The sequence below is a fragment of the Microlunatus spumicola genome, assembly GCF_039536445.1.
Lineage (GTDB): Bacteria > Actinomycetota > Actinomycetes > Propionibacteriales > Propionibacteriaceae > Microlunatus > Microlunatus spumicola.
Genome location: NZ_BAAAYR010000001.1, coordinates 1,204,070 through 1,224,875, shown reverse-complemented (window position 1 = coordinate 1,224,875; position 20,806 = coordinate 1,204,070). Strand labels below are relative to the sequence as shown.

At 70.9% G+C, this 20,806-nt stretch carries 16 protein-coding genes; 7 read left to right on the top strand and 9 right to left on the bottom strand.

Features of this window, described 5'->3' with window-relative positions; translation table 11 throughout:
• Positions 1–264: 264 nt before the first annotated feature.
• Positions 265–1,704 (bottom strand): hypothetical protein, encoded by a 1,440-nt coding sequence (locus ABD665_RS05505; protein ID WP_204911870.1) that lies wholly within the window; start codon positions 1,702–1,704, stop codon positions 265–267.
• Between the two features lie 279 nt (positions 1,705–1,983).
• On the opposite strand from ABD665_RS05505, the gene ABD665_RS05500 reads away from it, so the two are divergent.
• Positions 1,984–3,492, top strand: a complete 1,509-nt coding sequence (locus ABD665_RS05500; protein ID WP_204911871.1) for a leucine-rich repeat domain-containing protein — start codon at positions 1,984–1,986, stop codon at positions 3,490–3,492.
• Between the two features lie 134 nt (positions 3,493–3,626).
• On the opposite strand, the gene ABD665_RS05495 is transcribed toward ABD665_RS05500, so the two are convergent.
• Complete coding sequence (locus ABD665_RS05495; protein ID WP_344741369.1) at positions 3,627–5,501, bottom strand: glycosyl hydrolase family 28-related protein; 1,875 nt, start codon at positions 5,499–5,501, stop codon at positions 3,627–3,629.
• A gap of 243 nt (positions 5,502–5,744) precedes the next feature.
• On the opposite strand from ABD665_RS05495, the gene ABD665_RS05490 reads away from it, so the two are divergent.
• The gene (locus ABD665_RS05490; protein WP_204911873.1) at positions 5,745–7,202 is read left to right on the top strand and encodes an aminobutyraldehyde dehydrogenase; all 1,458 of its coding nucleotides are present in this window, start codon (positions 5,745–5,747) and stop codon (positions 7,200–7,202) included.
• A gap of 140 nt (positions 7,203–7,342) precedes the next feature.
• On the opposite strand, the gene ABD665_RS05485 is transcribed toward ABD665_RS05490, so the two are convergent.
• From ABD665_RS05485 to ABD665_RS05470, 4 genes are all read right to left on the bottom strand, one after another.
• Positions 7,343–8,314 (bottom strand): aldo/keto reductase, encoded by a 972-nt coding sequence (locus ABD665_RS05485; RefSeq protein ID WP_204911874.1) that lies wholly within the window; start codon positions 8,312–8,314, stop codon positions 7,343–7,345.
• 58 nt (positions 8,315–8,372) lie between these two features.
• Entirely contained in the window at positions 8,373–8,789 is a 417-nt protein-coding gene (locus tag ABD665_RS05480; RefSeq protein WP_204911875.1) for an RbsD/FucU family protein, read from the bottom strand.
• A 68-nt stretch (positions 8,790–8,857) separates the two neighbouring features.
• On the bottom strand, positions 8,858–9,934 hold the full coding sequence (locus ABD665_RS05475) for a substrate-binding domain-containing protein (protein WP_204911876.1): 1,077 nt from the start codon (positions 9,932–9,934) through the stop codon (positions 8,858–8,860).
• An 18-nt stretch (positions 9,935–9,952) separates the two neighbouring features.
• Positions 9,953–10,999: an aldo/keto reductase gene (locus ABD665_RS05470; RefSeq protein ID WP_204911877.1), complete on the bottom strand. Its 1,047-nt coding sequence runs from the start codon at positions 10,997–10,999 to the stop codon at positions 9,953–9,955.
• Between the two features lie 219 nt (positions 11,000–11,218).
• Here ABD665_RS05470 and ABD665_RS05465 point away from each other — a divergent pair, with 219 nt between their 5' ends.
• The 4 genes from ABD665_RS05465 to ABD665_RS05450 all read left to right on the top strand — a co-directional run bounded on the left by ABD665_RS05465 (position 11,219) and on the right by ABD665_RS05450 (position 16,277).
• Complete coding sequence (locus ABD665_RS05465) at positions 11,219–12,583, top strand: extracellular solute-binding protein (protein WP_204911878.1); 1,365 nt, start codon at positions 11,219–11,221, stop codon at positions 12,581–12,583.
• On the top strand, positions 12,580–13,560 hold the full coding sequence (locus ABD665_RS05460; protein WP_204911879.1) for a carbohydrate ABC transporter permease: 981 nt from the start codon (positions 12,580–12,582) through the stop codon (positions 13,558–13,560). Before ABD665_RS05465 ends, ABD665_RS05460 begins: the two co-directional genes overlap by 4 nt.
• Positions 13,560–14,510 (top strand): ABC transporter permease subunit, encoded by a 951-nt coding sequence (locus ABD665_RS05455; protein ID WP_204911880.1) that lies wholly within the window; start codon positions 13,560–13,562, stop codon positions 14,508–14,510. The genes ABD665_RS05460 and ABD665_RS05455 overlap by 1 nt, the downstream gene beginning before the upstream one ends.
• Positions 14,511–14,618: 108 nt before the next feature.
• Positions 14,619–16,277 (top strand): FAD-dependent oxidoreductase, encoded by a 1,659-nt coding sequence (locus tag ABD665_RS05450; RefSeq protein ID WP_425562110.1) that lies wholly within the window; start codon positions 14,619–14,621, stop codon positions 16,275–16,277.
• Between the two features lie 18 nt (positions 16,278–16,295).
• Here ABD665_RS05450 and ABD665_RS05445 read toward each other — a convergent pair whose 3' ends face one another.
• Positions 16,296–17,789, bottom strand: coding sequence for a phytoene desaturase family protein (locus ABD665_RS05445; protein WP_204911881.1), 1,494 nt, complete (start codon positions 17,787–17,789; stop codon positions 16,296–16,298).
• A complete protein-coding gene (locus tag ABD665_RS05440; RefSeq protein WP_204911882.1) occupies positions 17,786–18,481 on the bottom strand; it encodes a carotenoid biosynthesis protein in 696 nt (231 codons plus the stop codon). Before ABD665_RS05440 ends, ABD665_RS05445 begins: the two co-directional genes overlap by 4 nt.
• Positions 18,482–18,501: 20 nt before the next feature.
• On the opposite strand from ABD665_RS05440, the gene ABD665_RS05435 reads away from it, so the two are divergent.
• A complete protein-coding gene (locus ABD665_RS05435) occupies positions 18,502–19,335 on the top strand; it encodes a prenyltransferase (protein ID WP_204911883.1) in 834 nt (277 codons plus the stop codon).
• Positions 19,336–19,341: 6 nt separating this feature from the next.
• Here ABD665_RS05435 and ABD665_RS05430 read toward each other — a convergent pair whose 3' ends face one another.
• Positions 19,342–20,790, bottom strand: coding sequence for an MGH1-like glycoside hydrolase domain-containing protein (locus ABD665_RS05430; protein WP_204911884.1), 1,449 nt, complete (start codon positions 20,788–20,790; stop codon positions 19,342–19,344).
• Positions 20,791–20,806 lie beyond the last annotated feature (16 nt).

The window sequence follows — 20,806 nt, the reverse complement described above, 5'->3', positions numbered from 1 at the left end:
CTCGTCACGAGCGGGCCGTTCGTGGTTGTGCACCTCGTCAGGGGTCGCGCGGTGCCCGCAGGGTCGTCCGAGCCGCCTGCTCCCACGGCCATCGACCGAGAGTTCGGTAGCGCGCGAAGTAGGAAGTGGGCACACGACCCGCTGCCGCCAGGTGAACTGAGTTCGGGTCCGACGGGTCCGACGGTGTCAGTCGCTCGAGCGAACGAGGAGCTGAGCGAGGGGATGAGACCGCAGCCCAGAACGGATCGACCTAGACAACCTGCCTCAGTTCTCGGCTAGCTTTTCGTCGGTCGCGTCCGAGCTGTCAGTGGTTCGCTTGTCGCGCTTCTTTCGGAACAGACCAGCGACGCTGCCGCCGACCGATCCCGCTGTGCCGGCGATCGCGCCGCCTACGCCCTTGACCGCAGTAAGAGCCTGGGGCTCGTCCGGGATGCCGTCCCCGTCGATGTCCACGCTTCGAAACACGCGTGTTGCTGTGTCCGCTGCGCTCGCCACTCCTGTGCCGACGGCGACAGCGCTCGTTGTGACGCCGCCACCGACCGTGCTGGCGGTGTCCGCGAGCCAGGTCCCCGTCATCTTCGCGGCGTCCTCCATGGCCGCCAATGCTCGATTCTGCCCGAGCTCGTCATCTTCGCCTTCAGGATGTTCCGCCACCTTCACCGCGAGGTGCTCGGGAAACTCGTCCGGGGCGTCTGCAAATGCCGCACGGGCTGCGACCACGACGTCGCGACCGAAGACGAAGCGCGTGACCCCTCCGGCCAGAGCTCCGACACCGTATTCGATGGTGGCCTGCTGCTTTCCGGTCAAGCTCTCGCGCACGACGTCGAGCTGACCTGTCTGCATGGTCCTCACCAAGCTCTGTGCGGCGCCACCAGGAAGGGTGTCCGCGAGAGTGTTGGCCCAGTGCGACCAGTCCGTGCGACCAGCAGCGATCTTGCTGCCGACACCGACGGAGTTCTCGGTCGACGAACCCGACAAGTCGGTCGCCATCGTCGCGATCTGCTTCTGACTCACGCGCTCGTTGGAGAGTCCGTACACCAGAGCGAGTGCTTGATCCTTGTCGAGATCCATCCCGTGGATGTCGGCGATCGCAAGAGCGAAGATCGCCGTGATCTCGAACTGCAGCTGCTCGTCGCCTGCGGGTAGCAGTGCTGCCGCTCGCTGCGCGCCGTTCTTGGCAGTTCCCAGCGCCATGTTCTTCGCGGCGTGCTTCGCCGCCTTCTTGGCAGCGACCTTCGCGGCTTCCTTGCCGGTCTTCTTGGCGGCCTGCGCGCCCGCACTCTTGACCCCGGCCGCTGCAGCCCCGACCCCAGGAATCATGGCGATGCCGATGTCAGCGGCGATCACGCCAGCTGTGACGAGCGCACCAGCAGTCGTGATCGAGGTGGCGTAGTGACGCTCGAGCATCTGGATCACCTCGGCAGGTGTCGCAGCGGGATGCCGACGCCGGATCCGCATGACGTACTTGCGAGCGATCGAGTGGCGAGCGCTGACTGCTTGTGCGATGTCGCGCGTCGCCTCATCTGTGGCGAGCTCCGCCTCCACCGTGACCGCCTCCACCGTGACCGCCTCCACCGTGACCGCCTCCACCGTGACCGCCTCCACCGTGACTGCCTCCACCGTGGCCGCCTCCACAGTGGCCGCCTCCACAGTGGCCGCCTCCACCGTGACCGTCTGCACCGTTTCCGGGTCGCCCTGAGTCATCGCTTGCTCCTTCTTCGGTTGCACCGCCGGATCGACAAGGGGCGCAGGAGGGGTCGTTGGAGACCGGCAGGGCTGTCGCAGACCCCTGAAGTTGATCTCCAGCAGGCCCTGGGTCGTCGCACCATATCCGCGATCATGGTCTGCTCTCGGGTGTCAGGGCCGATCGCCTAGATCACGGGACTCGTCACGAGCGGGCCGTTCGTGCGTCCGGCGTCGTTCCCCAGAAAGACCGTTCCCACGGTCCTGACACGAACGCTCATGAAACCTTAAGATTCTCCCGTGTCAGAACAAATGCGCACCTCGCGCCGCCTTCCGTGGGCCGCCGGGCGCCGCCTCCGCCGCACCACGGCGGCCCTGCTCCTGGCCGGCGCGGCCGTGACGCTCGCCCCGGGGATGGCCGTCGCCGCACCGCTGGCCGACGACCTCACGTTCGCGGACCCCGTCTTCCGCACCTGCGTGGCCGCGAACCTGGGGATGCCGCCGACCTCGGCGATCACCCGGGCCAAGGCCGCGACGCTGACGGCGCTCGACTGCGGCGAGCTGTCGCCGGCCTCGCTCGACGGCGCGCAGGCGCTGACGAACCTCGCGTCGCTCTCCTTCTCGTACGGCAGCACGGTCTCCGACCTCGCCCCGCTGGCCGGTCTCGTAAACCTCCGCGAGCTGGACCTGCCGATGAGCAAGGTCTCCGACCTCTCGCCGCTGCGGGCGCTGACCGGTCTCACCAGGCTGGACGTCTACGGCAACCCGGTGCAGGGGCTGCAGCCGCTCGCGCAGCTCACGAAGCTCACCTACCTCGACGTCACGGGCGCGACCTGGACGACCCTCGAGCCGCTCCGCTCGATGACCGCGCTGCGTCGGCTGTCGGCCGACCAGGAGGGCCCGGTCGACGTGGCCGCGGTCGGCGCGCTGACCGCGCTGCAGCGCCTCGACCTGGCGGTGCCCGAGGTGAAGGACCTCTCGCCCCTGCGGAACCTCACCGCGCTGACCCAGCTGCGGGTGCAGGCGGCCGCGACCGACGTGTCTGCGCTGGGCCCGCTGAACCGCCTGCGGACCCTGTCGCTCACGTCGCCGGCGACGAGCGGGACGGGCCTCGCGGGCAAGCCCGACCTCACCGAGCTCTCCGTCTACGGCGTCCGGCTGCCCAGCTTGGACGTCCTGGCCGCGTCCACCCGCCTGACCTGGCTGGTCGTCGCCTCGTCCGGGATCAGGGACGTCTCGACGCTGCGGAACATGACCGACCTGCAGGAGCTCGTGGTCAGCGGCGTGGACCGCGCCGACCTCAGCCCGCTGAGCCAGCTGCCGCAGCTCGGCTACCTCTCCGTGTCGGAGAGCCGGCTCGGTCCGCTGAACCAGCTCGCCGGGTTCGCGGCGCTGTCCTCCCTCGCGCTGAACGACGACCAGCTCGACAACCTGGACGGGTTCCGTCTGCCGGCCAACGTCTCGTCCCTGGACGTGTCCGGCAACCACCTGGCCGACCTCAGCCCGCTCCGCTGCGGGGTGCTGGTGAACGCCCTCGGCCAGACCGTGCAGGTCAAGCCGGCGGCGCGGGTCGGGCAGCCCTTCCGGCTGCCGCTGGAGACGGTCGCGGGCCAGACGGTGCAGCTGGGCCGGTCGTCCGCCTGGACGACGACCGGTGCCGCGATCAGCTACAAGGCCGCGGGGACGTACCAGGTGCCGTTCGTCGGGGACGGGCCCGAGTGCGCGGAGGTCCAGTTCGGTGGCGTCGCGCAGCAGGTCGTCGTGGCGGGCAGCGCACCGCGGCCGATGCGCCCGCCGCGCGACCGCTGACCCCGCGCCCCTGACCCCGGCGCCAGCGGACCTCGGAAACGGGAACGGCGCCCGCCGCAGGTCACCACGAGGGTGTCCCACGACGGACGCCGTACGACGTGCGTCCCGGGCCGCTCACCGGCCCGGTCGTGATGTCAGCGGACGGGGTAGTCCACCAGGTTCACGATGTTGCTGCCGTCGGACTTGGGCGTGGCGGCGGCGCCCACGTCGTTGACCACGTGGTCGATCGTGCCCGCGTTGTTCAGGCTGACGGTCACCAGGTCGTGGAGCCGGACGCCGGCCCGGTCGGGCACCTCGAAGGAGTGCGAGAGGTGCAGCGACGGGTTGACGTTGGTGTAGATGTACGACCCGCCGGCCCACAGCTCGTGGTGCTTGACCTTGTCATTCACCTTGTACGCCGCCCACCCGAGCGTGTCGCCGTGGCGCCACGCCTTCTGGTCGGGGGCGTCGTACGGCAGCTCGTTCTGGAAGAAGACCGTGCGGCCGTGCTCGCCGTTCCAGATGACGTTGTAGCGCTGGTAGTGCTCGACGAAGAGCCCCGTCGCGGTGACGTGGTCGCCGTTGACGATCACGCCGTTGGCGGCGGTGTTGACCTTCCAGCCGACGCCCTCGCCGTGGTCGGCGCGCCAGGCCCAGATGTCGTCGAGGATGACGTGGTCGCTGTTGACGAGCAGGCTCACCTTCGCCTTGCCGACGTGCGGGCCGCCGATCCGGAAGAAGACGTCCTGGACGGCGGTCGGCCGCTTGGCCGTGGGCCCGTGCGCGTTCTTCTTGCCGGAGCCGATGACGAGCAGCGCCTTCGACGTCTTGGAGCCGGCGTCGATCGTCAGGCCCGCGATGTCGACGTCGGGGACGTCGGCGACCTCGATCGGCACGGCGCCCTTGGTCGCGGTCAGGGTCGCGAGGCCCAGACCGAGGACGACGGTGCCGGCCTTGCGGACGTGCAGGGTGCGGTCGATCGTGTAGACGCCCGGCGTGAACAGCAGGTTCTTGCCCTTGGCGAGCTGCTTGTCGATCGTCCTGGCGGAGTCCGAGGGCTTCGCGACGAAGAAGGTGGAGAGCTTCAGCCCACGGCCCGGCGTACGGCCGTCGGCCCACGACGCGCCCGAGCTGTTCTTCTGCGCCCGCGGCACGAAGACCTTCCAGCGGCCGCGGTCGGTCACGAAGAGATAGGGCTTCTCCTTGCTCGCCGGGGTGGTGGCGAGCGTCGTGTACGGCGGGTTCGTGGTCGGCAGGTTCGAGAACGACTGCGGCGGCGCGCCCTGGACGCCGGCGAAGGTCTGGTTCCACACGCCGTTCGACCAGCTGCCGATCTGGGAGTTCCGGGTGAACCACTGCTGCTGCGAGCCGTTGGTCACCTCCCCGGCCACGCGGGCGTCCGCGAGGTAGCCGCCGCTGGCGTACTGCGGGCCGGCGGTGCAGTAGTCCATGAACGTCGTCTTGCCGGTGATGTCGACCCGGCGCAGCGGCGCCGCCTGCGAGACCGCCCAGAACTCGGTGTTCGCGCGGCAGCCCTCGCCGCCGGTCGGGTTGATCGTGAGGTTGGACAGCGAGCGCCAGAAGTTGTTCAGCGCGATGCAGCTCTCGGCGCCGGTGTCGTCCTTGGTGCACTGGTTGAACACGTTCACGGAACCGTTGATCACCACGTCGCCGGGGTTGCGGCCCAGTCCGGCGACCTCGGTGTAGTAGCCGACCTGGAAGATCAGCGGCTTCTCCGTGGAGCCGTACGTGCCGGGCGCGAAGAGGACGGCGTCGCGCTCCTCGCCGAACTGGTTGGGCACCTGGCGGGCCGCGATGGCGTCGAGGCGGGACTGGATCTCCGCCTGCGGCGTGGCCGGGGTGAACAGCGTGACGTTGGGGCCGAGGTCGAGCGCCTGCGGTGCCACCGCAGGTCCGACCGGTGCGGCGGGTGCGACCGGGGCGCTGGGCCGGGTCGGCGTGGCGTCCGCGGGGGCGACGAGGGCCCCGGTGGTGAGGCCGGCCAGCGTGAGCGCGCCGAGCAGCGCCACGGCTCGACGGCGGAAGGGGGTGCGGGGCGCTGGTCTGCGCGTGGTCCGCGGTGCGGTGGGCGTCATTGCCACTCCTGAATCGTTTTCCGACGGTGATGAACCGAGAGGAACTTAACCCCGCCCGGCCGGCTCATGCATAGCCGGACCATCGGGCTCGACCTCGGTGCTCGGACGTCGGCCGGGCGTGGCACGGTTGGCGGGCACGGGGCTGCCCGCGCACCGTCGTGAGGACAGGGGCTGGTCATGGTCGAGCAGGTCGCGGAGAAGCAGACGTTCGTCAACGTCATCGACGGCGAGGAGCGGCCCAGCGCGTCGGGCGACGTGCTCGACATCGTCAACCCGGCGACGGGCGAGGTCTACGCGACCTCGCCGAACTCGGGCGACGAGGACGTCGACGCCGCCTTCACGGCGGCCGCGAAGGCGTTCGAGTCCCAGCGCTGGACGACCCCGTCGGAGCGCCAGCGGATGCTGCTCAAGTTCGCCGACGTCGTCGAGGGTTCCGCCGACGAGCTGGCCCGGATCGAGTCCGAGAACACGGGCAAGCCGCTCGGGCTCACGCTGTCGGAGGAGGTGCTGGTCCTCGTCGACCAGATCCGCTTCTTCGCCGGCGCGGCCCGCGTCCTCGAGGGGCGGGCGTCGGGGGAGTACCTGCGCGGCTACACCTCCTCCGTACGCCGCGAGCCCCGCGGGCCCGTCGCCCAGGTCACGCCGTGGAACTACCCCGCGATGATGGCGATCTGGAAGCTCGCGCCCGCGCTCGCCGCCGGCAACACCGCGGTGCTCAAGCCATCGGACACGACCCCGGCCTCGTCGACGTGGCTGGTCCGCAAGGCGCAGGAGGTCTTCCCGCCCGGCGTGGTCAACCTCGTCTGCGGCGACCGCGACACCGGCGCCCGCCTGGCCGCGCACCCGGTGCCGCGGATGATCTCGATCACCGGCTCGACCCGGGCGGGCATCGCGGTGGCCACGGCGGCCGCCCCCGACCTCAAGGTCGCCCACCTCGAGCTCGGCGGCAAGGCGCCGGTGATCGTCTTCGACGACGCCGACCTCGAGTCCGCGGTCGAGGGCATCCGGGCGGGCGGGTTCTTCAACGCCGGCCAGGACTGCACGGCCGCCACGCGCGTCATCTGCCAGGACGGGATCTACGACCGCTTCGTCGCCGCGCTCGCCGAGGCCGCGCAGGGGACGCGCACCGGCTTCGACCCGGCCGACGAGGACCTCTTCTACGGGGCGATCAACAACGCCCGCCAGCTCGAGACGATCACGGGCCTGGTCGACCGGGTCGCCGAGCACGCCCAGGTCGTCACCGGCGGCCGGGCGGTGGGGGACCGCGGCTACTTCTACGCGCCCACCGTCATCGCCGACGTCCGGCAGGGCGACGAGGCCGTCGTCACCGAGATCTTCGGCCCGGTGATCACCGTGCAACGGTTCAGCGACGAGGACGAGGCCGTCCGCCTGGCCAACGACACCGCGTACGGGCTCGCCTCCTCGGTCTGGACGACCGACGCCGGCCGCGCGGCCCGGGTCCCGGCGCGCCTCGACTTCGGCTGCGTCTGGGTGAACACCCACATCCCGCTCGTCGCCGAGATGCCGCACGGCGGGTTCAAGCACTCGGGCTACGGCAAGGACCTGTCGATGTACAGCCTCGAGGACTACACGCGCGTCAAGCACGTGATGCAGCACCACGGGTTCGAGGGGTAGGTCGGCCTCGGGCGAGGACGCTGACCTCTTCGAGGCCCTTCGACAGGCTCAGGGAGCGTTCGCGCCTTCGACAGGCTCAGGGAGCGTCGGCCAGGTACGCCCCCTGAGCTTGTCGAAGGGCCTCGAAGAGGTCGGCGAACCTACCCCTGGCGCGAACCCGTCAGCTCGTCCAGCTCCGCCCACAGCTCCTCGGGGATGGGGACGGCGCAGCGGCGGTCGTTCTCGGCGACCTCGTCGGCCGTGCGGACGCCGAGGGGGACCGAGACGACGGCCGGGTGGCGGAGCGGGAACTGCACGGCCATGTCGGGCAGCTGCACGCCGTGCCGCTCGGCGAGGTCGGCGAGGGCGTTCACGCGGGCGAGGAGCCCGGGCGGGACGGGCCCGTGGTCGTACGTGAGCCCCTCGGACGGTCGCGGCCGGCTGAGCAGGCCGGACTGGAAGACGCCCGCGGCGACGTAGCCGACGCCGCGTTCGAGAGCGAGCGGCAGCAGCTCGGTGAGGGCCTGCTGCTCGAGCACGCTGTAGCGGCCCGCGACCATGACGACGTCGAGGTCGGTCCGCCGGATGGCCTCGGCCGGGCCCTCGGGGTGCTTCATCCCGACGCCCACCGCTCCGACGACGCCCTGGTCACGGAGCTCGATCAGGGCGGGGATCGCCTGGGTGTACGCGGTCTCGGCGTACTCGTCGTCGGGGTCGTGCACGTAGACGATGTCGACGTGGTCGAGCCCGAGGCGGGCCATGCTGTCGTCGAGGCTGCGCCGGACGCCGTCGCGGCTGTAGTCGCGGACGCGTTCGTGCGACGCGGGCACGTCGAACTCCGGGTCACGCTCGCCCGCCCGCTCCGGCGTGGGCACCAGCCGGCGCCCGACCTTCGTCGACACCACGAACTCCGACCGGGGCCGCCCGGCCAGCGCCTGCCCGATCCGGCGCTCCGACAGCCCGAGCCCGTAGTGCGGGGCGGTGTCGAAGTAGCGGATCCCGTGGTCCCAGGCGGCCTCGAGCGCGGCGAGGGCGACCTCGTCGTCGAGCGCCTGCGGCAGGTTGCCGAGCTGGGCGCCCCCGAAGCCGATCTCGGTCAGCGGCAGCCCCGTCCGCAGCCGGCGCACCTGCATCTGCTCCTCCTCCTGGTCGTGCTCCGTCGTTCCCGGTGCTGATCCTGCCTCGGCAGGGTCAGGTCCGGACGCCGATGGTCAGCAGCAGGTTCGCGCAGATCCGCTGGTCGCCGGTGGCGACGACGAAGGCCACGTCGGGCCCGCGGGCCGCCTCGTAGAACGCGAAGCGTTCCATCACGGAGAAGTCGACCCCGTCACCGAGCAGCTGCTGGTACTCGGCGTGGGCGGGCACGTCGCCGTTGTCGGGCAGCGCCATGACGCGCGCCGCCTCGATGTTCACGGCCTCCAGGAGCGGGCCGAGCACCTCGGTGACGCTCAGCAGGCCGGGACGCAGGTTGAGGTGGATGACCTCGGCGCCGGCCGGCTTCGCGGTGGCGGCGGGGTAGTTGCCGTCAGCCAGCAGCACCTGCGAGCCGTGGCCGGCGGCGGCCAACGCCCGCAGCAGCGGGGGGTGGGTGAGCGTGTAGTTGAGCACGGGGTTCCTCCTGCGCGAGCGCGGGTCGGTGATGGCTGGGGCAGTGACTGGGGGAGGGGGGGAGCGGGTCAGGAACGCGGACGCGCCACGGAACCGCCGGGCACGAGCTCGGCGGGCAGCACGACCCGACGGTACGGCTCGGGCTCGGGGGCGTCGTCGGGCCGGGGCTCGAGACGCTGCCGCATCAGGTCGGCGGCCCGTACGGCGATCTCGTGCGTCGGCTGCACGACCATCGACAGGCGGGGTTTCATGACCTGCGACAGCTCGAGGGAGTCGAAGCCGACGAACGAGATGTCCTCCGGGATCCGGAGCCCCGACTCGTTGACGGCGATCAGGGCGCCGATGGTCAGCTCGTAGTTCATGCAGACGACGGCGGTCGGGCGCTCGGGCTCGGCGAGCAGGCTGCGCATGCTCGCCACCCCGGACTCGACCGTGAGCGGCCCGGACCGCACGGTGGCGGGCCCGGCCTCGAGTCCGTGCTGGCGGAGCGCGTCGAAGAAGCCCTCGTTGCGGCCCTGCAGGCTCCAGATGTCGGGGGGCCCGGCGACGGCGGCCACGCGCCGGTGCCCGTGGTCGACCAGGTGGCGTACGGCCTGGCGCGCTGCGTCGCCGTTGTCGAGCACGACCGCGTCGCAGTCGAGCCCGTCGACCAGACGGTCGATGAGCACGACGGGGAGCCCGCGGCCCCAGACCTGGGTGAGCGCCTCGGCGTCCTGGTGGGCCGGGACCGCGATGATGCCGTCGACCATGCGGTCGGCGAGCGCGTCCACGGCGGCGCCGAGCCGGCCGTTCCCGTCGCGGCTGGCGCTGACGACGACCCCGACGCCGCTGCCGCTCAGCGACGCCTCGATCCCGGCGATGATGCTGAGGTGGAAGTTGTTGTCGAGCACGGGCAGCAGCACCCCGACCGTGCGTGAACGCTGCGTCCGCAGGTTGCGGGCGAGCGTGTTCACGCGGTAGCCGAGCTCCGTCGCCGCCGCCTCCACGGCGAGGCGGTTCGACTCCCGCAGCGGCAGGCCGTTGAAGTACTTCGAGATCGTCGACAGCGACAGCCCCGTGTGCTCCTGGAGGTCCTTGTAGGTCACCGAGGACCGCCCGGGCCGGCCGGCCCGGGCGCGTGGCTCGCCCCCCTGGTCCTCGCTCACCGGTCCGCGCTCACGGGGTCATCGTGCCGCGCCGGTCGTGATCGTGCCGTCGAGGTCCCACAGGTCCTCCCACGACTCCGAGCCCGGCCACAGGAAGACCTGGCCCTTGATCAGCCGGTCGCCCTGGTCGGCCTCGCGCAGCGCGGCCATCTCGGCGTCGGTCAGCGGGTCCGTGGTCACGGTCTGCAGGTTGGACACGTACTGGGGGCGCTTCACGGCGAAGGGGATGGGGACCTGCCCGCGCTGCACGGCCCACTTGAGGCAGACGAGCGCGGGGTGGACGCCGTGCGCCTGCGCCGCGGCGACCACGGCCGGGTGCTCGGTGTCGACGTGGTCGCCGGGCGTCCGGTCACGCTCGGGGCGCGAGGGCGAGCCGAGCGGGGAGTACCCGACCGGCTGGACGCCCTCGGCGACGCAGAGGTCGAAGAGCTCGGGCTGCTGGAAGCAGGGGTGCAGCTCCATCTCGTTCAGCGACGGCCGGATCCGCGCGTCGCGCAGGATCAGGCGCAGCTTGGGCACGGTCACGTTGGACGTCCCGATGTGGCGGACGAGGCCCTCGTCGACGAGCCGCTCCATCGCCTGCCAGGTCTCCATGAACTCGTCGTGGAGGTAGGGCCGGGCGTGCGGGTCGCGGGCGTCGGGGTCGGCGGCCGGCGGGTGGTGGTTGGGGAAGGGCCAGTGCACGAAGTAGCCGTCGAGGTGCTCGAGCCCGAGGTCGGTCAGCGTGCGGCGGACCGACGTCGCGACGCCCTCGGCGCCGTGGCTGTCGTTCCAGAGCTTGGACATGACGAACAGGTCGTCGCGCTCGACGACCCGGTCGGCGAAGGCGTCGGCGAAGACCCGCCCGATCTCGGGCTCGTTGCCGTAGACCGCCGCGCAGTCGATCAGCCGGTAGCCGACCTCGAGGGCGCCGCGCACGGCCTCGGCGACCTGCGCGGTGCTGTAGCGGTCGGAGCCGAAGGTGCCCATCCCGACGGCCGGCATGCGGGCCCCGCCGGTCAGGACACGGAAGGGGACCGACGCAGGGTCGACGACGTCGGCGGTGACATCGGGGCTCGAGCTCACGAGGACTCCTTCGGGTGGAGGGGCTGCCCTCCGAAGACGAAACGATTCGTGTGGACCTTACGAGCGGCTGCTCCGCGATGTCAACGATCTGCGTCGTTGGTCAAACGTTGCACCAGATCCATTGACAGTGCCGAAGATCGATGAGTAGGTTCCCTCTCGTCCCGAATGCAAAACGTTTCGCCTGGCGGTGAGCCGACCCGGCGCGTGACAGGAGTGTCAATGAAGACCAAGGACATCAACCGTCGTACGCGGACGACGCTGGGTCTGGTCGGCGCCTCGCTCGCCGTGCTGATCGCCTCGGCGTGCGGCGGCGGGGGCGGCGGCGGGCTGCCCGGCCAGGCCGGAGCCTCGGCACCGGCCCAGACCGACTCGGGCGGCGCCATCACGGTGTGGGTCGACCCGCCCCGGGTGCCCGCGGCGGAGGCCTGGAAGAAGGCCAACCCCGAGATCCAGACCACGATCAACCAGATCGACGGCACGGTCGGCAGCAAGGCGCTGTCGCAGCAGTTCGCGCAGTTCAACCAGGCCAAGCAGGGCTGGCCGGACGCGATCTTCTTCCCGTCCAACGACGACATCGCCTGGGCCGCCGGCGCGCAGATCAACTACGCGGCCGACCTGACCACGCAGCTGCCCGACCTGATCAAGGGCTACGACCCCGCGGTCCTCGCGCCCTGCAACATCGACGGCAAGATCCGCTGCCTGCGCAACGACGCCGCCCCGGACGTGTTCTGGTACAACCAGAAGTTCTTCGAGGCCAACGGCTACACCCCGCCGAAGACGTGGGAGGAGTACGGCACCCTCGCCGTCAAGATCGCCTCCGAGCACCCCGGCAAGGTCAGCGCCTTCCTCGGCGACGCGTACGCCCCGGACCGCTACCTGTGGGCCAGCGGCTGCCCGACGAACCAGCGCCTCAACGAGACGTCCGTCCTGATCAACCTGGACGACGCGAAGTGCCAGCGGGCCAAGAAGCTCGTCGGCGAGATGGTCGACGGCAAGGCCGCCTCCAACCTCGGCATCTTCGACGCCGACGCCGCCAAGACGGGCAAGGACCTCGTGATGAGCCCGGGCGCGCTGTGGTGGGGCGACTACCTGTTCCGTCAGACCTGGAAGATCGACCCGGGCACCATGACGGCGACGGCCCCGCTGACCTGGCAGGGCGAGTCGAAGCCCTCCACGGGCAACGAGGGCGGCGGCCTGTGGGGCGTCTCCAGCCACATCACCGGCAAGCAGCTCGAGAACACGCTCAAGTTCGCCACCTTCGTGGCGAGCGACCCGCAGTGGCAGGTCGAGCTGAGCACCGGTCTGCCGGCGTACGGACCCGTGCAGGACGCCTGGATCGAGAAGCAGAAGGCCTCGAAGTACTTCGCCGACAACGACGCCACGTTCGCGGCGTTCAAGGAGGCGGCGACGTACGTCCCCGGTGACCACGCCTACACGCTCTACAACACCGGCGGCATCTGGACCGAGACCGTCACGAAGGACCTCGTCGCCGGCAAGAGCTTCGACGACGCGTGGACGACCTTCGGCAGCGAGCTGAACAACCAGGCCAAGTCCCAGGGCTACGAGGTGAAGACCACCCCATGAGTGTGGCCTCCTCCGCACGAACCGGGTCTGCGACGGCGGCCGACGCCGCCGTCGCAGCCCCGGCACGGCGACCGTCTCGACGCACCTCCCGGCGCGTCGAGGCGGTCGGCGCGTGGACCCTCTGCGCGCCGTACGTCGTCCTGCTCCTGATCGCGGGCGTCATCCCGATCGGGTACGCCTTCGTCACCGCGCTGCAGACGCCGCCGACCCCGCTCAACCCGGCGGTCGGCTTCGGCGGGCTGAAGAGCTTCGAGACCGTCGTCACCGACTTCCGGTTCCTGCGGACGTTCGGCAACATCGCCAGCGTCCTGGTGATCTGGCTGCCGATCATGATGATCGGCGTCGTCGGCCTGGCGCTGCTCGTGCACGCGAGCCCCGGGCGCTTCGGCAACGCGATGCGCTTCATCTACTACGTCCCCGGTGCGCTCGCGGGCGTCGCGAACTTCGTCCTCTGGGTCTACCTGCTCAACCCGAGCTCGTCGCCGATCCAGGCGTTCTGGAGCGCGCTGGGCCTGACCGACATCAAGTCGGTCGTCGTCTCCGGCGACAACCTCTCCTTCATCCTCGCGGCGATGCTGTTCTTCCAGGGCGTCGGCACGTGGATCGTGATCGTCAACGGCGGGCTCAACGGCATCGACGACGCCGTCCTCGAGGCGGCCGAGATCGACGGCGCCGGCCCGTGGCGGGTCGCCTGGAACGTCAAGCTGCCGATCATCCGGCCGTGGATCGGCTACGCCGCGCTGATGAACCTCGCGTACGGCTTCCAGCTCTTCCTCGAGCCGCAGCTGCTGGACCAGGTGGCCTCCAACGCGCTGCCCGACCAGTACTCGCCGAGCCAGCTGGGCTACGCCTTCGCGTTCTCCAACTACAACTTCCCGGCCGCCGCCGCGATGTCGCTGATCCTGCTCGTCATCACCCTGGCGATCGGGCTGCTCATCGTGTTCAAGAGCGGGCTGTTCAGCGAGGAGACCAACTGATGGCCGTCGCCACCGCCACGCCCGAGGCGACCGTCCACGTCCCGGCCGGCCGTCGTCCGATCTCGCTCAACCGGCTCGCCCGCATCGTCACGATGCTCCTCGTCGCCGCCGCCTTTGTCTTCCCGATCATCGGCTTCGTCGCCATGGCCTTCCGCAACGCCGACGAGGTCGCGGCGGGGACGGGCGGGTTCCTGGGGCTCGGGGGGGTGTCGTGGGACAACGCGCGCTTCTCCTGGTCGCAGGTCAACGGCTTCGGGCCGGGCACCGGCGGACTCTTCGTCCGGTGGATGATCAACTCGCTCATCGTCTCCGTCGGCGGTGCGCTGATCGCCGTCGTCGCGGCCATCCCGGCCGGCTACGCGATGGCGCGGCTGCGGTTCCGCGGACGCCGCATCCTGCTCTTCGTCACGCTGCTGGCGATGGTCATGCCGAACACGGTCCTGGTCATCCCGCTCTTCCTCGAGGTCGCCGCGGTCGGCGCGGTCGGGGAGCTCTGGCCGGTCGTCGTGATCATGGGCTTCTTCCCCTTCGGCGCCTACCTCGCCTACATCCACTTCATGACGACCATGCCGCCCGAGCTCGTCGAGGCGGCCCGGATCGACGGGCTCAACGAGATCTCGATCTTCACCAAGGTCGCGATCCCGATCTCGAAGCAGGCCGTCGCCCTGGTGGCGTTCTTCTCCTTCGTGGCGAACTGGACGAACTTCTTCCTCCCGCTCGCCCTGCTCAGCTCGAACCAGAACAACAACACGGTCTCCATCGGCCTGCAGCAGCTGATCGGCGCGAGCCCGCTGTTCAACCCGACCGTCGCCGCCGGGCTGAACGTGAAGCTCTACATGCCCCAGCTCGCCCTCGCGACGTTCATCAGCATGCTGCCGCTGCTGATCGTCTTCCTCGGCGCGCAGCGGTTCCTGATGCGGGGCCAGACGGTGGGCGCGGTCAAGGGCTGACCCGGACCGAGCCCTCCGCCCGCTCGCAGCACGATTCACCGAGGTCGGTGCGGGGCCGCTGGGTAGGGTCGGGCAGCCGCTCGAAGCAGTCGTCGGCAGAAGGAGCTGGTGACCGATGTCGAGCCCTGCGACCCTGCGCGTCGCGCCCTTCGTCGTGCTGACCGGCTCGACGTACGGACGTCCGAGCAGCCGGTGCGGGCGATGAGCCGGGCCTGGCTGCCGGGGCGAGACAAGAAGGCCGTCCGTCATGCCGGTCACCCCGGCGCCCTCCACCCGACCTCTCACCGGCCCCAGCCGTCGGCCCTCGTCCTCGGGGGTGGCATCGCGGGCATCGCGGCCGCCGTCGGCCTCGCCGAGCGTGGCGTCAAGGTCACGCTCGTCGAGCGTGAGGAGCAGCTGGGCGGCCGGGTCCGCTCCTGGCCCGTCGACCACGCGACCGCCGACGGTGCGCCGGTCACCATGAGCCGCGGCTTCCACGCCTTCTTCCGGCAGTACTACAACCTCCGCTCCCTGCTCCGTCGCGTCGACCCGGCCCTCGAGGGTCTGACGCCCGTCGACGACTACCCGCTCGTCCTGGCGGGCGGCCACCGCGACTCCTTCGCCGGCGTGCCCCGTACGCCGCCCCTCAACATGGCCGCCTTCGTGGCCCAGAGCCCGAGCTTCACCGCGGGCGACCTGAAGAACATCGACAAGGTGGCGGTCTGGGAGCTGCTCGACGTCGACTTCCCCGCGACCTTCTCGGCCCACGACGGCGAGAGCGCCGCAGCGTTCCTGGACCGGCTCGGTTTCCCGGACGACGCCCGGCACCTGGCGCTGGAGGTCTTCGCGCGCAGCTTCTTCGCCGCGCCCGACGAGTTCTCGGCCGGCGAGCTGGTCGGCATGTTCCACAGCTACTTCCTCGGCTCGTCCGAGGGGCTGCTCTTCGACGTCCCCGTCGACGACTACGACACCGTCTTCTGGGCACCGTTGGGCCGCTACCTCGAGCAGCTGGGCGTCGAGGTCCGGACCGGCGAGTCCGTCCAGAGCCTCGACCTCGAGGGCGAGCGGGTCGAGGTCACCACCGACGCCGGCACCCTGCTCGCCGACACCGTGGTCCTGGCCACCGACCTCCGCACCACGCGCCGCCTGGTCGAGACCACGCGGGGGAGCCTCGACGACCCGGAGTGGCGAGGTCGGATCGCGGAGACGCAGGACGCCCCGCCGTTCGCGGTGTGGCGCCTGTGGCTGGACCGACGCGTCGACGCGGAGCGCCCGGCCTTCCTCGGCACCAGCGGCTACGGCCCGATGGACAACATCACCGTGCTCGAGCGCTTCGAGGCCGGCGCCCGGCGCTGGTCCGACGCGCACGACGCGTCCGTCGTCGAGGTGCACGCGTACGCCCTGCAGCCCGAGGACGGTGACGAGGAGCAGGTCCGACGCACCCTGCGCGCCGAGCTGGCCCGCGTCTACCCCGAGACCGCCGACGCCCAGGTGGTGGCCGACGAGTGGATCCTGTCGGACGACTGCCCCCTGGTCGGCACCAGCCCCTGGCTGCGTCGTCCCGAGGTCGCGACCCCGCACCCGCGGCTGGTCCTGGCCGGCGACGGGATCCGGTGCGACTACCCCGTGGCGCTGATGGAGCGCGCGGCGACCACCGGGCTCCTCGCGGCCAACCAGCTGCTCGCCGGCTGGGGGCTCGCCGGCCACGACCTGTGGACCGTGCCCATGAGCACGCGCCAGCCGGCCCTGCTCAGGGCCAAGCCGCTGCTGGACCGCGTCAGCCGCTGAGAGCAGTCGTTGACGGGGTCAGACCGGCAGCGGCCCGCTGCTGGTGTCGCCGATGATCCGCTTGTAGGCCAGCTCGGCCGAGATCAGGCAGATGGGCATCCCGATCCCCGGGCTGGTGCTGGCGCCCACGTAGTAGAGGTTCGACAGCTTCTTGCTGATGTTGTTCGGCCGGAAGGCCGTCTGCTTCATGGTGTGCGCCAGGCCCAGCGCGGACCCGCCGTACGCGTTGTAGTCGGCGGTGAAGTCGCGCGAGGTGTACGTCCGCTCGAACACGATCCTCGACTCCAGGTCGGGGACGTCGAAGTCGGTCGCCAGCAGGTCGAGCGCCTTCTGGCGGTAGGTGACGATGTCGGCGTCGGTCATCGACAGCCCCGGCGCGACGGGCACGAGGACGAAGAGGTTCTCCTGACCCTCGGGCGCCGCCGTCGGGTCGGTCCGGCTCGGCGCGCAGACGTAGTAGGAGGGGTCGTCGGGCCAGGTCGGGTCGTCGAAGATCTGGCCGAAGCTGCGCTTCCAGTCCTGCCCGAAGGCCAGGTTGTGGTGGGTCAGGCTCGGCACCTCGCCCTGCAGCCCCAGGTAGAGGATGAAGGCGCTCGGCGCCAGCGTCTTCCTGGCCCAGTAGCGCTCCGGGTAGGTCCGGGCCTCCTTCGGCAGCAGCGTCGTCTCGGTGTGCGCCATGTCGGCGTTGGAGACCACGAGGTCGGCGTACAGCTCCTCGCCCGACGCCAGCCGCACACCGGACGCGCGCCCGCCGTCGGTCAGGATCTGCTCGACGGGCGCCCCGGTGCGGTAGGTGACCCCGTGCTTGGCGCCGATCGCCTCGAGCGCGCGGATGATCGAGTAGATGCCGCCCCGGGGGTAGAAGACGCCCATGTTGAAGTCGATGTGGCTCATGATGTTGTAGAGCGCCGGGGTGTTGTAGGGCGAGGAACCCAGGAAGACCAGCTGGTACTCGAGGATCTTCTGCACGGCGTCGGTGGAGAACGTCCGGCTGATGTACTTGTGCATGTTCTCGAAGACGTGCAGCTGCCGGCCCTGCATCGCCGTCTTGCGGTCGATAAAGTCGAAGAAGCTGTCGTGGTTGCGGTACATGAACTGGTCGATCGCGATCGCGTACTGCTCCGCCGAGCTGTCGAGGTAGGTGCGCAGCGCCTGGCCGCTGCCGGGCTCCAGCCGCTCGAAGGTCTCGACGTCACGGTCGAGGTCGGAGTACATGTCGACCTCGAGCTCGGTGCCGCGGAACACGATCCGGTACGACGGGTCGAGCCGCTCGAGGTCGAGGTGGTCCTCGACGCGCTCGCCCAGCAGGGCGAAGAAGTGCTCGAAGACGTCCGGCATCAGGTACCAGGACGGGCCCATGTCGAAGCGGAACCCGTCAGCCTCGAAGTAGTTCGCCCGGCCGCCGAGCAGCGCGTTCTTCTCCACCACGGTCACGTCGAACCCGCGCCGTCCCAGCAGAGCCGCGGTGCCCAGGCCCCCGATACCGCCGCCGACGACCAGTGCAGTGCTCACGGGGCGCGACGATAGCCTCGGGCCAAAGACACCACGGTGACCACGCCGACCAGGGCCGCGAGCCACTGCCCGCTCCAGGCGTTCACGGCGGTCCAGAACACCAGCACCAGCCAGAGGTTGCGGGCGAACAGCCCGGGCAGCGGCCGGGGGAGCCGGCGGAGCGCCAGTACCGCGATGCCGCCCGAGACCACCCAGCCGAGGAAGTTCACCAGCGGCACGCCGTAGTAGCGGCCCGGGTCGTCCCACGCCCAGAAGCCCAGGCTCACCGCAGCCGGGTCGAGCACGAGGTCGCAGACGACGACCAGCACGACCGCCTGCCAGGCACGCCGGGTGGACGCGAGGCTGCCCAGGAGCAGCGGGGTCCAGGCGAGCAGCACCGTCGGCGGCACCAGCCCGAGCATCGGCGGGCCCAGCACACCGCTGTAGGAGAACCGGCCGTACGGCACACCGGTGGCGACGGCGACGGACTCGAACACCACGGCGTACAGCCCCAGCCCGAGGAGCAGCGCCACACCCCGCCCCGCCCCCAGCCAGCGCAGGGCGCCGACGACGACGGGCGCGGAGAACAGCAGGATCGCGAGGGCGGAGACCCACCACCAGCGCGGCTGGAGGGGCGCCTGGACCAGCCCCGCGGCCGCGGCCACCAGCAGGGCGGTCAGCACCCATCGGTACCGACGGAAGGCCTCGTCCACCCGAACTAGCATGGCGGTCGATGCGCCACCTGATCCGGGTGTCTCGGCCCCGCTTCTGGATGTACCTGCTCGGCCCGTACATGGTGGCCCTCGCAGCGACCTCGTTGCGCCCGCCGCTGGAGGTCTGGCTGCTCGGCCTCTACCTGACGCTGCCGGCCAACCTGCTGATCTACGGCGTGAACGACCTCTTCGACGTCGACACCGACCGGCTGAACCCCAAGAAGCGCGACTACGAGCACCTGCTGCAGCAGACGCAGCGCCGGGGCCTCGTCATCGCGATCCTCGTGCTGAACGTGCCGTTCCTGGCGCTCGTGCCCTTCCTCCCGAACGCCTGGCCGTGGCTGCTGCTCTTCCTGGTGACCGGGATCGGCTACTCCGTCCCGCCGCTCCGGGCCAAGGCGCGGCCCGTCGTCGACGCGGCCTTCAACATCCTCTACGTCGCACCCGGGCTCGCCGCCTACGCCACCGTCAGCGGCCAGCAGCCGCCGGTGCCCGTGCTCGTCGCGGCCCTGCTGTGGTGCATGGCCATGCACGCCTACTCGGCGGTCCCGGACATCATGGCCGACCGGGCCGCCGACCTGTCCACGGTCGCGACCTACTTCGGCCGCGTCCGGACCCTGCTGCTGTGCGGTGCGGCCTACCTCGTGGCGGCCCTGCTGGCCTTCCCCTCGGTCGGGGCCTTCGCGGCGGTGGGCGGGCTGGCCTACCTCGTGATGATCGCCCTGTCCCTCCGCAGCCGGGGGCCCGAGCAGCTCTTCGCCCTCTACCGCCGGTTCCCGGTCCTCAACACCACGCTGGGCGGGGCGCTGTTCGTCGTCACCGGGCTGAGGAACGCGACCTGGCCCTTCGCCTGAGCGCGCTCACGGGGTGAGCACGTGGTGCCCGGCAGCCAGCTCGAGCGCCCGGCCGTTCAGCACCAGGGTGATCGGGAGGTCGGCGTCCACCACGACCGCGTCACCCTCGGCGACCGCGTCGAGGGTGGCGGCTCCGCACCGCAGGCGCCGGACCCCCTGACGTCCCTCGCCGTCGGGGTCCCAGGACACCGTCCGCGTGGTCGCGTCCACGCGGAACCCGAGCACGTGCTCGAGGAGCATGGAGATCGGGCCGAGCGCCGACCAGCCGCAGAACTGCGGGCGCACGGTCGTGCGCCCGTCCTTGTCCGTCGCCGGGGCTGCCGCGACCGGGGCGTACGCCTCCCAGATCGTCGAGGGTGAGCAGCCGGCCCAGGTGGCGGCCATGTGCTCCAGCAGGGTCCTCGACGCAGTTCGTGCCAGCTGCGCGTGGCCGTGGTCGGCCAGGGCGCGGGCGCTCATGTAGGCGAGCGGCACCCAGACGCTCCCGCGCCAGTACTGCCCGTCGGCGCGGAACGCCGGGTCGTCGCGGGCGACCGACGGCCACGGCACGGGACCACCCAGCCGCTGCGGGTCCGTGAGCAGGTCGGCCAGCGACCGGGCCTGCTCCGGGCTGCAGGCCCCGGCCAGCAGGGGCCAGTACGCCGCTGGCGTGACGACGCGTCGGAACGGGAAGGGCGCGGTCTCCAGGCGGTCGTAGAAGGTCGCGTCCTCGTCGTCCCAGTGGTGCTGGAGCTCGGCGCAGAGGGCCTCGTGACGCGCGTCGTACTCCTCGGCGAGCGCGGTCCGACCGACCAGGCGAGCCAGCCGGGCGATGCTCAGGGCGGACAGCGCCTGCTGGGCCATGGCGTCGAGCCAGAGGATCCCGCCCCGGGAGTTGCCGTACCAGTTCGCCTCCCCGGCGCGCGGCGTGTTGTCCATGCCGCTCTGGATGGCGCCCCAGCGGTAGCCCTCCGGCCGCCGCTCGATCGCCGTCGGCATCACGGTGGTGGGCAGGACCGTCCCGGGAGCCACCGTGTCGAACCAGGCGAAGTGGCGCTGCAGGTAGCCCGCGTCCAGGAGCCGCGCCACGTGTTCGAGGTCGCCCGTGTGGCGGACGTACTCCTCCTCCGCCCACGCGAAGAGCGGCGGGTTGTCGGGGTGCTGGATCTGCAGGACCGACGGCGCGTCGTCGTGCAGGGGACCGTAGAAGTTCTGCAGGCTCTCGATCCCCGGGAACAGGTCCGGCGCGTACTTGCAGAAGTGGGTCATGAGGCAGGTGTCCCAGATCCAGATGACGTCCGGGTCGAAGCCCTCGTCCATGTAGGGCGACCGCGGGACACCCTCCTGCTCGACGACGTGGGTCCACGCCGTCTCCCACGCGGTCCAGTAGAGCGAGACCAGGTGCGGGGCGGCGTCGAGGACGGGCTCCGGCAGCCTGCTCTTGTCCAGCACCCGCACGGGCGCAGAGGGAGGCACGGAGGACGACGGTAGC

Coding starts and splice junctions, on each gene's coding strand:
- ABD665_RS05505 (WP_204911870.1), bottom strand. CDS start 1,704: ATGACTCAGGGCGACCCGGAAACGGTGCAGACGGTCACGGTGGAGGCG.
- ABD665_RS05465 (WP_204911878.1), top strand. CDS start 11,219: ATGAAGACCAAGGACATCAACCGTCGTACGCGGACGACGCTGGGTCTG.
- ABD665_RS05485 (WP_204911874.1), bottom strand. CDS start 8,314: ATGCAGGTGCGCCGGCTGCGGACGGGGCTGCCGCTGACCGAGATCGGC.
- ABD665_RS05460 (WP_204911879.1), top strand. CDS start 12,580: ATGAGTGTGGCCTCCTCCGCACGAACCGGGTCTGCGACGGCGGCCGAC.
- ABD665_RS05435 (WP_204911883.1), top strand. CDS start 18,502: ATGCGCCACCTGATCCGGGTGTCTCGGCCCCGCTTCTGGATGTACCTG.
- ABD665_RS05455 (WP_204911880.1), top strand. CDS start 13,560: ATGGCCGTCGCCACCGCCACGCCCGAGGCGACCGTCCACGTCCCGGCC.
- ABD665_RS05490 (WP_204911873.1), top strand. CDS start 5,745: ATGGTCGAGCAGGTCGCGGAGAAGCAGACGTTCGTCAACGTCATCGAC.